The organism is Pseudoalteromonas sp. KJ63-1 (assembly GCF_055808145.1).
Genome location: NZ_JBVVRL010000002.1, coordinates 329,503 through 343,472 on the forward strand (window position 1 = coordinate 329,503; position 13,970 = coordinate 343,472).

Genomic DNA, 13,970 nt, shown 5'->3' on the forward strand with positions numbered 1-13,970 from the left:
GAAGCAGAGTTTAGATACCAAGATTCTAAAACTGTGGCCAAACAGTTATCACTAGCTCATTGCTTTTCTTAGTAATAATTTTATTTTTACGGTACTATTTTCTATGGCTTGATTTCTTTGCTCAGCTCATCAACTAAATCATGTGTGAATGGCCAAGGAATACCGGCTTTGCGTGTTAACTCTTTCAAATCGGGCGTAATTCTTTCAATATTTTTTGCTGCATTTAGGTAAAGCCGATTTTGTTTTATGATACTTTTTCCTAGTAATTCTAATCGCTCTCTTTCACTCTCGATTTCGTATTTTTGTACTGTGATTGATTCTAGTAGCAACTGTTTCTCATTCACTGATTTTTGAACTGCATCTCTATTTTCATATAACTGCATTATTTCGGATTCTAATTTTAACTTCCTAAAAGAAAGTTCACTGACTTCACTCTCTAGGCTTTTATTAAATTGTTCAACTAAAAACTTTTTTTCTTTTTGAAATGCCTTAATAGCATTTTCTTTATTTTCTTTATTTTCTTTAATAGTAAAACTTTTAACACTGTTTAATTGATTAATATCTTCTAGTAGTTTTTTCTTCTTACTTATTAAGTCTTGGTTTTTAAGATTCAGCTCGTTTCTTAGCGTAGCCTCATACTCATCAATTCTACTTTTTATATTTGACCTCTGACTTATGTTTTCATTGATTTGAGATAGATTTTGTGAAGCATATTTAATATTTTTCACAAGTGCTTTATATTCAACTCTGTACGCATTACGAATTTTTTCTTCGTCGTTTTTTACAATCACCTCAAGATTATTTTTGGTATATGATAAATCTCGTAATTGCTCTTTGAGAAACGTTACGGCTGCATTTAAACTTGTCTTTTCTTGTTCGTATTTATTTAAAAACTCCCTTCTTTCAAACATTAAATCTTTAATTGATTGACGTTCATGTGCATGACATAGCTCACCTATAAATCCAGCAGGAGCAATACTCAGCCATTTTGCATTTGAGTTTTCAAATAAGTCACTTACTTCTTCTAATGTTATTACCTCAGAGGTAGGAACGAAATTACTAAAGTCGAACTCGATAGCGTTTTTATTTAACCTTCTATATTCACTAGTTTTCTCAGTCCCGCAGAAATGTGATACTGCTATTTCAATTAGAATTTGCTCACCCTTTGAATAACCAATCACGTCAGGAATTCGTTTTGAATTATCAATGGGAGTTTCAATATCAACATTATCAAAAATAAGTGTAAAGTTATAAGGATCAAAGTTACCAATTGGTATTGTTAGTTTTTTATTGTTGTTGAGTACTTCTTTGGCTAACAAGTGAAGCTCTGTTTCGTAGCTCCATTTACAGTGTTTTGCTTTTTGATCATCTGGAGCATGGGCGAAATGGTTTGCTTGTACAGCTCCTTTTTTGGCAATTAACTGTGATCCGCAATCAACGCAAGTACAATTACATTTCAGGCCTCTTTGAACATCATCAATACTCGTGATCCAGTTTTGCTCATTGTATGCCCTCGTCATTTTATAGTTATGGCTCATTAAACATCCTTATTTTAAATTATCACCCAACCGCCAATTTTCCAGCCTCATGCCACATTTCACTTGGCATGGGGTTGGTTAATTCCCACGTTATATTCATCGGCTGGCTGCCGTTGTGGCTTTGGTATTTAACTTCGCCGTAGTTTACAAACCCCATGGTTCGGCCGTTTTCGTCTTTTCCTTGTTCGCGCACAAATAACAGGATGGTTTTGCCTGTTTTTTGATGTTCAATATAGCTAAGGCCGCGGCCGTGTTCTGGGCGGGCGCTGTTTTGCGTTTGCCAATGGAACAGGGTAGGGCTGATTGCGTAGTCGTGATACAGCGTGGTGGGCGAGTAGCTTTTTTCACACTTATTAAGTGTGACAAATAATAACTCTAAGTTTTGGTTTTTAAATTCTAAAACACCTTCGCGAGCGGTCGATTTTTTATCAAACGAGTGCGCCCCAAAAGCGGCGAGTATTTGTTGACGCGTGTAGCGGCTGTGTAATTTTATTGCGTGATTAGGTAGGCACGTTAAATCGCTTTCTTGCTGGTGAATGCGGTTTATTAACAGCGTAATTACTTGGGCAAGTTCCTGTTGTAACTCTTTGTGTTTTAGTGCCTGTAAGCTCTGCTTAAGGGTCTTAAATCCTAAACTTGTGCCAGTGCTATCCCAAAAGTTGTAATGCGCCATAAGCGCGTACTGTTGATTTTGTGGCGTTGGGGTAAAGCTAAAGTCGTTGTTACATAAATCACGTAAAAAGCATAAGTAACTGAGCGAGTCGCAGCCGAGTAATTGGGTGTTGATTGCGCGGTAATACGCGGCGTAAATATCGGCTTGCTGTGTTGGTATTTCATCGCCTTTTAGCCAGTGCCAGCCGCCGAGTTTTTTATCTTTTGGTTTGTATATATCTTCAAGCGTAACTTGCGGGTTTATGCGTAAAAAGCTACTTAGCGTGAGCGTGTCATTGGTGTGTTGCGAGTAGCTATTTATAAGCTGTTGTAAACGGCGTTTAGTGTTTATGGCTTGCTGTATATTTTTTAATATTGTTTGTTGCGTTCGCTTTTGTAGTTCTATACGACAACCCAGTGGTAAATGCGGGAAGTTGTTTTCAATTTCGGTTTTTATTGGCTGGTTACTTTTACCAATGAGTGCGCGGAATTTACTGGCAAAGTCGTATTCTGGGCGGGCGTTGCCTACAAAGTCGAGTACGGTACAGCATTGCTTTTGGCTGTTGTCGGGCAGGCGCAGACCACGGCCGAGTTGCTGTAAAAACAGTGTTAAACTTTCCGTTGGGCGTAAAAATAAAAGTGTATCGACCTCAGGAATATCGATCCCTTCGTTAAAAATATCAACCACACACAATATTTGTATTTCACCTTGTCGCAGTGCTTGTTGTTTGGTTGCGCGCTCATTACTGTTTTTACTGGTTAGCACATCGGCGCTTATGCCTGCTAAGTTAAACTTAGACGCCATAAATTCAGCGTGTTTTTGGCTTACGCAAAACGCCAAGGCTTTTATATCGTGAACATTGGTAACTATATCAGCAAGGCTGGATATAATTTTGTTAGCGCGGCTGTTCTCCCCTGTATAAAGGTTACTTAGCTCGCTTATATCGTAACGGCCGCCTCGCCAAGTTATTTGGCTTAGGTCGGTGTCGTCATCTAGTCCAAAATATTGAAACGGGCATAAATGGCGCTGATTGATTGCCTCTGGCAAGCGGATTTCAGCGGCTATTACGCCGCAAAAATCATCGAGTATATTGGCACCATCTTGTCGCTCTGGTGTGGCGGTTAAGCCAAGTAATACAGTCGGTGTAAAGTGGTTTAATATAGCGCGGTAACTTGCAGCGCTTACGTGATGTACTTCATCTATAACTATGTAATCGTAATAGTCAGGAGTTAAATTAAGCGATTCAATTTGGCTGTTTAATGTTTGGATTGACGCAAATAATTGGTTATAGCGTTGTGGCTTATAATTACCTACCCACAGCTCACCAAAATCGTTGTTTTTAAGCACGCCACGGTAAGCGCTTTGCGCTTGTTTGAGTATTTCTTCACGGTGGGCTACAAACAAAAAGTGGGCGTTTGGGTTTTTATCGTAAACGGTTTTAAAGTCGAACGCAGATATAATGGTTTTACCAGTTCCCGTTGCAGCAACCACTAAGTTTTTAAAGCGATTATGTACGCTGCGCTCAACGCTTAGTTTTTCTAAAATAGCGAGCTGATGGGTTTTTGGTGTTATATCAAAATAAAACTGGCTGCTTGCTTGGCCAACACCACGTTGCTCGTTAAGTGAATTTATGAGCTTTTCTTTACATTCAACCTTGCCAGTAAACAACTCGAAATCTGGCGATTGCCAGTAGGTCTCAAAAGTGCTTTTAGTTTTAGCTATGATGTGCGGAATTTCTTGCGCGGTAATTTTTAAGTTCCACTCAAGGCCGCTGGTAAGCGCCGAATGCGATAAATTAGACGAGCCAATATAACCAGTATGAAAACCCGTATTACGCATAAACAAGTATGACTTTGCGTGTAAGCGCTCTTGCTGGTTGTTGTAACTAAGTTTTACCTCAGTGTTTGGTAGGTTTGCTAAAAACTCCACCGCTTTAGCATCCGTTGCGCCCATGTACGAGGTGGTAATAACTTTGAGCTTATTGCCGCTTTTGGTAAACGCTTCAAGCTCATTTTTAAAAATACGTAACCCCGTCCATTTTATAAATGAGACAAGCCAGTAAATAGTGTCGGACGATTTTATCTCGCGTTTTAGCTCGGTTTCGAGCGATATACCCGCATTCGCACCGCTAAATAACTCGCTTTGTGTAAGCCCTGTTAGCGGAAAAATATCGTGAGAGTAGTCTTTAAGATTTGCCGCAATAGGGTTTTGGGTATTAAACAATGCAGTAAGAATACGGCCTTGGCTGTCGATAAGGTTTTCATTGATGAGTTCATCATCGCGAATATGATCTTTAAGCCAAAGCACAAGGCTGTTTGCGAGGTTTATTTGTTCCTGCAAACGCTCGTTTGAACTAGGGATTGCATCGATGGCATGTTCAACCAGCTTCCCTAAAAAGCGCGAAAGCCACGTAGCCGCCTCAGCCGATTCTAGTTGGCGTTCGCCCACATAAAACTGGTCACGATTTAAGTTCTGCTCAATTACTTGTGTAATTAACTGCTCGTAAATACCAATTTGTTGCATTAAATCGCTCCCTGTTTGCGAGCATTTAGTTTACTAGAAAATGCAATGTAAACAAGCATTAACTCATTATTGAGTTAAAGGCCGCCGCCAAGAAAATTCCCCCGTGATCACACCCGAAATTGAATTAATGGTGAGTAATTTACAGCATGGATGCTGTTAAAAAGCGTAATTTGGCCACGGATGGCCTATCTACGCTGGTTACGTACATATCATTAATTTAAATTGAGGAATTAGTTTGATCCTCGGGGCGCCGTGGGGTTCCAAGGGGCGGTCGGCGGTATCCGCCCCTTGGTTGTCGTCGCCAACGCGACATTTAAGACGTGTATTACTTTAGAAACATAGATATGATTAAAATATAGGAAAAATTAATTTAAGGGAGTAAAGAGTGAACTTATCAGAAGCTGCAACGGAGATGCTAAACGACTTTAAAAAAATACGGGAGTATTACTACCAATCACAAAGTTCTTATTAAGTAATTTATTTTTACTTAGTTTACTGGTCGTTGTTCCATTACAAATAGCGTTTTGGATATTTCAATTGGGTTACCTCTCAACATTCGGAATAACGTACGAAACAATTCAAAGAAATGCTATTCAAGCTCAACAGCTCTGGGTTGATATGTTTACTGTTCTTTCTTCTGCTTTGATCTGGTTGATGGGGCTGACTCTTTCATTATGTATTTTTGCTGTTATTCATCCCCTTATAATTAATTATTTTACTCTTAGAAGACTAATAAAACGCCTTAAAATAAATAATAAACGTTTAAGTAACTTATCGAATATCACTATAAAAAAGAGGTTCGGGCAAATTTATATTAAACGAGTCGAAAAACGGGGAGGATTATTTTTTGGTTTTGCTAGGATGTCTTATGTCCTCACTGTAATAATTATAATCGTTTTATTATCATTTTCTCTAGGCTCATTACATGTGTATGAGAGTGCTACAGATATAGCGAAAAAAAGATTGCCGCATTTAAACAAAAAGGAATTTGTGATGATGGTAGTGGGCAATTAGGTTGTTATTCCTTAAAAACTAAGACAGAAGTACACAAAGGTTTTTTAATCGCGACATCTAATGAGTCTGTTTACTTGTTAAGTCTTTCGATGGAACTAAAGGTTGTGCCTAAAGCTAATATTCTAGTTTTAAGTAGGAATAATGTGCGAATTAATAATTAAAGGGATTACATTTACCCGTCATGTTGCCCGAAAAGACTCAATTGATGAGTAATTAATTGCATGGATGCAATTAAAGCCGTGACTTCGCCATGGATGGCGAATACACGGCGGTTACGTTCATATCAATTTAGACTTTGAGGAAAGTGCAAAATGCTCGGGGCGCCGTGGGGTTCCAAGGGGCGGTCGGCGGTATCCGCCCCTTGGTTGCCGTCGCCAACGCGACTTCTACTCAAATTTGCAATTAAAAATTAAAACTGGATACAAACACCCGTTCAGACATGATTTAACAATTCGCTTAAACTATCTGTTTCTATTTTAGATTCAATCCTCTATATTCAGCCTAGGCGCTCAAAGGAACACAGCACTCAATTTAGGGATAAATAATGATTAAATGGATTTTATTAATACTACTTTGCCTATTTACTTCTCTCCCGCAAGCATACGAGCAATACTCGCAAGAACATTGCGATAGTATTGTAAAAGAACGTGAAACAATACGTTCACGGTTGCGTCAAGGCTATAAGGTAAAAGAAGGTGAGCGGTTAAAAGCACGGTTCAAATCTTTATTTGAAGAACTTGCAAAGCATTGTGATAAACCCAAACAAACCAATCGAACACATCAACGCTCTTCGGCTTACAGCTCAAGTAATAATGCATTACTGCACTCGCGGGTGCCTAATATGAAATTGCATAGTGACAGCTATAGCGATCCTGAAAAGCTGGCTGCGTGGTCTGAATTTTATACTTTACCAAAGCGTTGCCGTTCAAAAGGAATGCAATCATCCGATTTCGTGTGGTGCAGTGAATACCGTGGTGAACAAAAGCGCTTATTTGAAGCCCAGTGGAATAAGCGACGATAAAGATGTTGAGCACAAAATGGCGCGTGCTATTTGTATTTATTGTGCTGTTAATTGCAGCGGCATTTATTGCTAACCACCTAACTGGGCGGGTATTCAACTACCATGATCCTATTGGCAGTGTACGAGCTATTTACGAAGATATAAAAGCCGAAATCGAAATAGTTGAAGAAGCAGAGCAAACCCTAATTAAACCCTCTATAGGCTCGTTTACTACTAAAACAGTAATACAAAACCATTTACCACAAGCCGATACAACGCGTTGTACAGATGTTTCATTAGGTGAAGTAAAATATAAGCGTAATGGCAATATTTACACTTGGACTGATAGCCATGGTGTGCCCCATTTTAGTGATACTAAGCCAGATTTTGCGGTTGAAACACTTGATACTGACTTTGTTGAGCCGCTCGATTACTTTGAATTAACGCTACAGGCCGCTAATTTACCGCCGTCGTTTACAGAAAAATTACGGATAAAACTAAATACTGTATTTAAAGTGTATGGCCAAATTATAGGGGCAGATGCATTAAAAAAGGTAAGGTTAAACCTGACCGTATTCGCAACGCGGAGTCGTTACGAACAAGCGATTAAACAGCGCGGAGCAGATCCAATTAATACAGATGGTATATATTTTCATGCTACTAACTCTGCGTTTATATATTATCGAAGCGAGCAAAACGCAATGCGCACAGCAATACACGAAGCGGTGCATGCTATAAACAAAGCAATACTAGGCACAACACCTCGTTGGCTTAATGAAGGGCTGGCTGAATATTTTGAATATACCAACAACAGCATGCAATTAGTCAGCATTGAACCTAACCTAAGTTGGATAAGTAACAAACACATAGCGCAAAGTGTTTTTACTATTAATTGGTTGATAGGTTTAGATAACAAATGGCAAACAGCGGATGATACTAAGCTTTATGCGAGCAGTTGGGCGGCGATATATTTTTTAATGGGCTCGAGCAAAGGCAAGCAGTTTTTAAAAAGCGTTATGTTAGCCGAGCAAAAATCACCTTGTAGTAAACTCACAGCTGAAACACTGGAAAGTATGTTGTATCAGCACTTTCCGCAGCTGTCTAAAGACTATAAAACATGGTTAAACAAACCATTTATAAAGCACCGTTTTTAAAAAGATATTAAAAGCGGCGCTTTTCGCGTCAGCAAGCTTAACGCCTACGGTAAAATTTAAAGGACGCTGTTAAGATAATCCCCCGTAATCACACCCGAAATTGAATTAATGATGAGTAATAGCAGCATGGCGGAATTTTGTTCCCGACAAATTCCAAGTACCTAAATCTTTTTAGGCAATGCGCGTTAAGCGATGCTTACACACGGACGTGTTTCACCGCGTTTACGTTCATATCATTAATTTGAATTAAGGAAATAGTGTGATCCTCGCAGCGCGAGGAAGTGGAAGCATGGATGCTGACAGGAACCCAGCTTCACGGGTGAATTATTTGCAGCAGAGTTGATTTAAAGACAAATCACACTTTGGTTGCCGTCGCCAACGCGACGAAACTAAAAATTTTCAATCAAAAGCCAAAGCGCGAAGTAAACACCCGTCTACAAGCTACTTCGAAAAATAAGTAACAATGCAGAGACAAAGCATCATTCCTGTGACTGAAATCAAGTGGACTGCGCCTAACACTTTGTCAATTGGACGAGAGTACTTTGCTACAAAACGCCCATCAAACATCGGAGTTGGTATGCGGGAGCGTTCAAAAAACATCGCAAATATATAAAATGACACACTAGCGCCAATACCTTTATCCCAATTTGGGGGAAGTACTCCATCCTTTTCCATATTTTTATTAATATGTTTGACTGAAATTCTCGAAAATAAAACACCAGATGCAAAGGTGCCTATCATAAATACGAACAGAGAATATCCAGCAAAATGCGCTACGGGCATTTAAAAGACCCCTTCAAGTATAGGTTTTCTGTCGTATATGTTTTCAGACGTTTTTTTCATAAATTTATTCATTTTTATACTTGCTGTAAAACCGACATATAACCCTACACCTATCGCAATAACCCATCCATAAGGAGTTAACATAAGCAAAGAGCTGAGTGCTGTGGTAGTAATCGAACCGACATAAATACCAGATGCGGTAGATGCACCAAAACTGGCTAGCTCAGTTGATAAACTTCTTTGCCAGTCGCCACCATTTTTGTAATCGTTGTAAACCGAGTTTGCTCTAAAGGCGCCATCGAGTAAAATCATACCATTACCAAGCCAACGGCCCGTATTTTCAATATATTTAATTTTTTTAAATTCTGCGGTGCTGCTTATATCTAATTTAGTGGAGTGTCTGGCACTTTTAGCTATGTGAACGCCACGATTTGGGTTAGACCAGATCGTCCCTCTACGACTTGCACGGTTAGTATTCATAAAACGTTGTAGTTCAGCTTGATATTTAAGCTGAAGCTCTTTAAATAGTTCAAGAGCTTTTTGCTCTAAAGCGATCATATGATATTTGGGCATGCCTGACTTATGTGCGGCTCGTATATCTTTTAAAGATGCTTCATATTTACCCGCTAAAGTAACAAATTTTGAACTGCGGGCTTCTATTGATGTAGCACCAGAGCCGATAAGGCCATGAGTGTTGTTTGCTAAAAACGGTATAACTTGAGCTTGAAAGTCAGAAATAGCAAGTAGTGTCTCGCTGCCAAAATCTCGCAGCATTCCAGCTATGTTTCTTCTTGATTGTGCTGGTAAAAACGCAAATTGATTGACTATATTTTTTTGTTCTGTTGTGGGAGCGCTTAAAGAGTCAGTGTATTCTTTGCGCCAAATATAAGGTGTGCCTGAGGTGATTACTTTACTTTTTATGTGATTGTTATCTTGTGAGAAAGCATTGTTTTTATAAGTTTTACATTTTACTACTTCTGCAGTAACTGCATCCAAGCAGATTCTAATTTCTAGAGCCATGTTCAGTATCCTTACTTTAGTCCAGTATCATAAATGCTAACGCCTTTTAGTTTAACCGTCAATGCCAAGCATGCAGGCAATAACAGAAGGCGTTGTAAGAAATATATTATTATGAGGCAGGACTGGAGGGGTTAAATAATGGCACTTTTTTGGTTGCCGTCGCCAACGCGACATGTATAAATATAGGCGACGAGCGACGAGCGACGAGCGACGAGTGACGGCTTTCGAGCTATTTAAAGCGGCGCTTTTCGCGTCAGCAAGCTTAACGCCTATGGTGGTAAAGATGCTAGGTTTAAGGGAAGTAACTAGGCGCTAGGTTTTGTTTTGCCTGTCGCTCGCGGCTCGTTACCCGAAGCTCGTCGTTTGAGCCCGTTATCGATTTTTTACCTAAAGGTCAGTGTGCTATTACTCTTTTAAGGTCGTATGTTTGCATTGTTTAGATGTCGTATGTTTGCTATATTTTATCTAAGCAACGAGAGTAATTAATATGACAATAGCAAGTAAAGTAACCACAAGAATAAATCGCTCTAAGCGTTATGTTTTTGAGCGCGCTGATTTTGCTGATATTGCAGGTTACGACCAAGTTGGCCGTGTTTTAAAAAAGCTGGTAGATAGTGGCCAGTTGTTACGCATTGGCTATGGGCTTTATACTAAAGCGCGAGAAAATCGCATTACTGGTAAGTTAATGCCAGCATCACCTGCGGGTGCAGATGGTGTCATTTTAGAAGCTATTGAAAAACTGGGCGTTGAGTACCAGTTTGATGAATTTTCACAACGCAGTCTTGAGGGTGAAAGTTTACAAGTACCCGCTTCATTTAAAATAATGACCAATAGCCGGTTTAAGCGTAAAATTGTTGTAAATAATAGCGCTATCAATGCGAGTTGATAGCGATTTATTTTTAGATGTAGCGGATGCTCTTGGTATGGGTAACCCTGCCATTGTTGAAAAAGATTACTATGTAGTTGCACTACTTAAGCTACTTTGTGAGTTATCTTTTGAGACGCATTTTTTAGTTTTTTCAGGCGGTACAGCATTAACAAAGTCAGGCATTAAAACTCACAGGATGTCTGAAGATGTTGATATAAAAATCATTCCTAAAGATTTAACTGCTAACACGTCTAAAACTAAAAGAAGAAAGGCTAGAAAAGCGCTCCACTTACAGTTAATTGCTGCAATTAATTCAGATAATTATTTTTCTGTAGAAAATACGCCAACTGTTTTTGATGAATATCGATATCAACAAATTGATATTCGCTATCCTCAAGCCCATTCAAAAGCCCCATGCTTACGACCGTTTATTAAATTAGAGCTTATAGAAACATTACTTTTTGATAATGTACAAAGCTGCAATATATCTTCTTTAGTGAACGAGGTAACTCAACAGGCATCAGAAGTGCCGCTGATGGATTTTTCTAGCATTAAGAGTACACAAGCTGAAAAGTTAGTGTCTATGCTTAGACGCACAGCGAGCTTTGCACGTGATAATAAAAGAGACGATGATCCTGCGCTAATTCGCCATATTTATGATACGTATTATATTCAACACGCTGGATTGGCGAATGTTCAAGATGTAGTGCCTTTAGTGCAAAAAGTCATTGCGGAAGATATTACCCGTTACGGTAATCAGCATTTAGAATTAATGGCAGAACCGATTATTGAACTTAAGTTTGCTTTAAACGTGTTACAAACTAATTCACTCTATGAAACGCGCTTTAATGAATATGTTGTTCCAATGATTTACGGTAGTCATAAATTGGTGTGGCAAGAAGCATTTGGTGTATTTAAATCATTTTGCAAAGATGTTTTAAATGATGTCGAGCTTTAACCGTCAAATTTGAAAAGTGCTGTATTTTCATAATCACTACACACTAAAGCTCGGAGCGCCGAGGTGACGAATGACCAGCAAAAATATCAGGAATACTTTTGAACAGCTTTGCTGAAAGGCGTCGAGAACCGAGCTGCGGGGATCGGGCTTCGAGTATTAAAAGCTGCGCTTTTTGCACCAGCAAGCTACACTTTACAGCATAAATAATCCCTTAACCTAACTTAACAATATCACCCTGTAAGCATGGCGTTTGTTCAATTACGCCCTGTATTAAAGTAATTAACTGACTTGCCGTTTTACTTGGCTGGCGTGTGTTATGCCATAGGGCATAAATAGGCCGGTTTGCAAAAGCTGGCTGCAATTCAATATAGTCAAAAGCCTGTTTGTCAGTAATATAACTAATTTCACTCATAGGTAATAAACCAACTCCATTTCCTTCCTCAACCATTTTTCTGGCTATTGTTATATCAAAGCAATAACTTATATCGCTGTAGAGCTCTGTTAGTTTGTTAAGCATGCCTGTTGGTAGCTGCGCTTGAGTATAAGGTAAAATTAGGCGAGTTTGCGGCGCATCTTTTTTGCTAACCAACTTAACTGCAATAGCGCCTAAGCGTTTTTGATAATAACTTGAGTCTTGTTGTTGACCAATGCGAATAGCGAGGTCAAAGCGTTGTTGGCTCAACTGACTATTGGCATTACTTGGCGATATGTGAAAATTGAGCGAAGGATTATCTTTTATAAATGTATTTAGCGCAGGCATAAGTAGATCTGCAATGATGTTCTGTGGGCATAATAAATAAAAAGTATTGCTGTTATTGCTAGCACAATTAAGGGCGGTTATTTGATTATTTAGTGCTAACACTGAATCTGCAAGCGATGTATAGAGCTGCTCTCCTTTTGCTGTTAGCACGATTCCTCGTGCTGTACGTTGCAATAATGGCTCTGTTAATTTGGTTTCAAGTGCTTGAATACGTCGCGATAGCGTCGATAAATTTAAGCCTAAGTCTTTTGCCGTTTGGCTCATACTTTTACGCCTAGCTACCTCTATAAATAAATGAATGTCATCAAGCATTTCTGTTTCTCAATCTTAGTTTGCATTTTTGTGACTATGGAAGCTTCAAGCTTTTGAATATAGTAACGCCAAGGAGGAAATATGAAAATTCATTTTATATTTACATTGGCATTTTCGTTCATGATGTCGTTTTTACTATCTGCATGGGTGACCTACGTAAATTTAGGTTTAAGCGATACATTTGTGCAAAGCTGGCTAACTGCATTTATTAATGCCTGGCCTGCGGCTTTTTTAGTGGCCTTTACCGTAGCACCGCCAATTCGTGCTGTGGTTATTAAATTAATTAATAAGGATTAAAGATGATTAATATAGTGGCAAAAATAACCCCTCAAGCTTCATTATTTGATGACTGTAAAGGGCGTTTACAGCAAATTTTAAAGCCTACACAGGCTGAGGTTGGCTGTATTCGATTTGAGTTATACAGCAATAGTGAAAAAACATGCTTGTTTTTAGTCGAACAATTTACGTCGCAAGCCGCTTTGGATGCGCATTATTCACAGCCTTATGTAAAAGAGGTGTTTGCATTTTATGAAACGGCGTTAGCAAAACCGGTAGAAGTAAATAAATTAGTCGCGATTGAGCAAGTTTAATTTATCGTGTGTACTTCATTAGAGTTGAGAGAATGTTTGATCCTCGGGGCGGTCGGCACTGGCCAATTCGACATTTATAAATAAAGGCGATGAGCGCTGAGTTGCGGGGATCGGGTTTCGAGTTATTAAAAGCTGCGCTTTTCACGTCAGTAAGCTTAACCCTACGGTAAACTTGAATGCCTCTGCTAAACAACTTCCTCGTGATCACACCCGAAATTGAATTAATGGTGAGTAATTAACTGCATAAAGGCTTTTAATTTTTATATTGATTTTTAGTCTTGAGATATATAAATTGAACCTGAATTAGGGAATTACAAAAAAAGGATTTTATTATGTTAAAAGTACATGTTTGGTTACCTCATGGTAGTATGGTCGGGCATGCTTCAATTTCATTTGGTACAACTTATATTAGCTTTTGGCCTGCTGATGGCGCGGGTAAAAAAGATTTAAAGATAAAGCGACGCCAACCAGGCCATTTTATGCAGGCTTTGGAGCTTGATATTGAAAGCGAAGGTAATCGACGACCACTAACTATCACTATCGCAGATGCTAACACTGATGCCTTGGAAGATTATGTTGTTTCTTTGATGGAAAACATACCACAATATCAACTTGCTAAATTTAACTGTTCAAATGTTGTAGCAGATTGTTTAAGGGTAGCTTGTAATAAAGAACCTAGTTTTAAGCCGAATGCTGGTGCGTATGGAAAATTAGCAAGAGCATTGGGAACAGGTATCTGGACACCTCATGAGGTATTACGTTACGCTAAAGAGCTTGCAGAAACGGAAAATGCATAAA

General features: G+C 38.9%; 13 protein-coding genes. 8 read left to right on the forward strand and 5 right to left on the reverse strand.

Going from position 1 to position 13,970, the window contains the following annotated elements; genetic code table 11:
• Positions 1–101: 101 nt before the first annotated feature.
• Positions 102–1,538, reverse strand: coding sequence for a competence protein CoiA family protein (locus AC0L7Q_RS17945; protein ID WP_409426084.1), 1,437 nt, complete (start codon positions 1,536–1,538; stop codon positions 102–104).
• A 22-nt stretch (positions 1,539–1,560) separates the two neighbouring features.
• Positions 1,561–4,713 carry a DEAD/DEAH box helicase gene (locus AC0L7Q_RS17950; protein WP_409426085.1) on the reverse strand — a complete coding sequence of 1,051 codons (3,153 nt, stop codon included), beginning with the start codon at positions 4,711–4,713 and terminating at the stop codon, positions 1,561–1,563.
• 537 nt (positions 4,714–5,250) lie between these two features.
• Between AC0L7Q_RS17950 and AC0L7Q_RS17955 the strand changes: the two genes are divergently transcribed.
• From AC0L7Q_RS17955 to AC0L7Q_RS17965, 3 genes are all read left to right on the forward strand, one after another.
• Positions 5,251–5,727 carry a hypothetical protein gene (locus AC0L7Q_RS17955; protein WP_409426086.1) on the forward strand — a complete coding sequence of 159 codons (477 nt, stop codon included), beginning with the start codon at positions 5,251–5,253 and terminating at the stop codon, positions 5,725–5,727.
• A 544-nt stretch (positions 5,728–6,271) separates the two neighbouring features.
• Positions 6,272–6,748 carry a hypothetical protein gene (locus AC0L7Q_RS17960; protein ID WP_409426087.1) on the forward strand — a complete coding sequence of 159 codons (477 nt, stop codon included), beginning with the start codon at positions 6,272–6,274 and terminating at the stop codon, positions 6,746–6,748.
• A 2-nt stretch (positions 6,749–6,750) separates the two neighbouring features.
• Positions 6,751–7,881 carry a DUF1570 domain-containing protein gene (locus AC0L7Q_RS17965; protein ID WP_409426088.1) on the forward strand — a complete coding sequence of 377 codons (1,131 nt, stop codon included), beginning with the start codon at positions 6,751–6,753 and terminating at the stop codon, positions 7,879–7,881.
• A gap of 441 nt (positions 7,882–8,322) precedes the next feature.
• Here AC0L7Q_RS17965 and AC0L7Q_RS17970 read toward each other — a convergent pair whose 3' ends face one another.
• Together AC0L7Q_RS17970 and AC0L7Q_RS17975 are read right to left on the reverse strand one after the other, a co-directional pair.
• Positions 8,323–8,664, reverse strand: coding sequence for a hypothetical protein (locus AC0L7Q_RS17970; protein ID WP_413403457.1), 342 nt, complete (start codon positions 8,662–8,664; stop codon positions 8,323–8,325).
• Positions 8,665–9,684: a hypothetical protein gene (locus AC0L7Q_RS17975; RefSeq protein ID WP_413403459.1), complete on the reverse strand. Its 1,020-nt coding sequence runs from the start codon at positions 9,682–9,684 to the stop codon at positions 8,665–8,667. It lies immediately after the preceding gene.
• A 487-nt stretch (positions 9,685–10,171) separates the two neighbouring features.
• On the opposite strand from AC0L7Q_RS17975, the gene AC0L7Q_RS17980 reads away from it, so the two are divergent.
• Positions 10,172–10,570 (forward strand): DUF6088 family protein, encoded by a 399-nt coding sequence (locus tag AC0L7Q_RS17980; protein ID WP_409426091.1) that lies wholly within the window; start codon positions 10,172–10,174, stop codon positions 10,568–10,570.
• Entirely contained in the window at positions 10,560–11,510 is a 951-nt protein-coding gene (locus AC0L7Q_RS17985; protein ID WP_409426092.1) for a nucleotidyl transferase AbiEii/AbiGii toxin family protein, read from the forward strand. The genes AC0L7Q_RS17980 and AC0L7Q_RS17985 overlap by 11 nt, the downstream gene beginning before the upstream one ends.
• A gap of 211 nt (positions 11,511–11,721) precedes the next feature.
• Here AC0L7Q_RS17985 and AC0L7Q_RS17990 read toward each other — a convergent pair whose 3' ends face one another.
• Entirely contained in the window at positions 11,722–12,582 is an 861-nt protein-coding gene (locus AC0L7Q_RS17990; RefSeq protein ID WP_409426093.1) for a LysR family transcriptional regulator, read from the reverse strand.
• Between the two features lie 81 nt (positions 12,583–12,663).
• On the opposite strand from AC0L7Q_RS17990, the gene AC0L7Q_RS17995 reads away from it, so the two are divergent.
• From AC0L7Q_RS17995 to AC0L7Q_RS18005, 3 genes are all read left to right on the forward strand, one after another.
• A complete protein-coding gene (locus AC0L7Q_RS17995; protein ID WP_138595457.1) occupies positions 12,664–12,879 on the forward strand; it encodes a DUF2798 domain-containing protein in 216 nt (71 codons plus the stop codon).
• 2 nt (positions 12,880–12,881) lie between these two features.
• The gene (locus tag AC0L7Q_RS18000) at positions 12,882–13,172 is read left to right on the forward strand and encodes a putative quinol monooxygenase (protein WP_409426094.1); all 291 of its coding nucleotides are present in this window, start codon (positions 12,882–12,884) and stop codon (positions 13,170–13,172) included.
• 332 nt (positions 13,173–13,504) lie between these two features.
• Complete coding sequence (locus tag AC0L7Q_RS18005) at positions 13,505–13,969, forward strand: hypothetical protein (protein ID WP_409426095.1); 465 nt, start codon at positions 13,505–13,507, stop codon at positions 13,967–13,969.
• Position 13,970 lies beyond the last annotated feature (1 nt).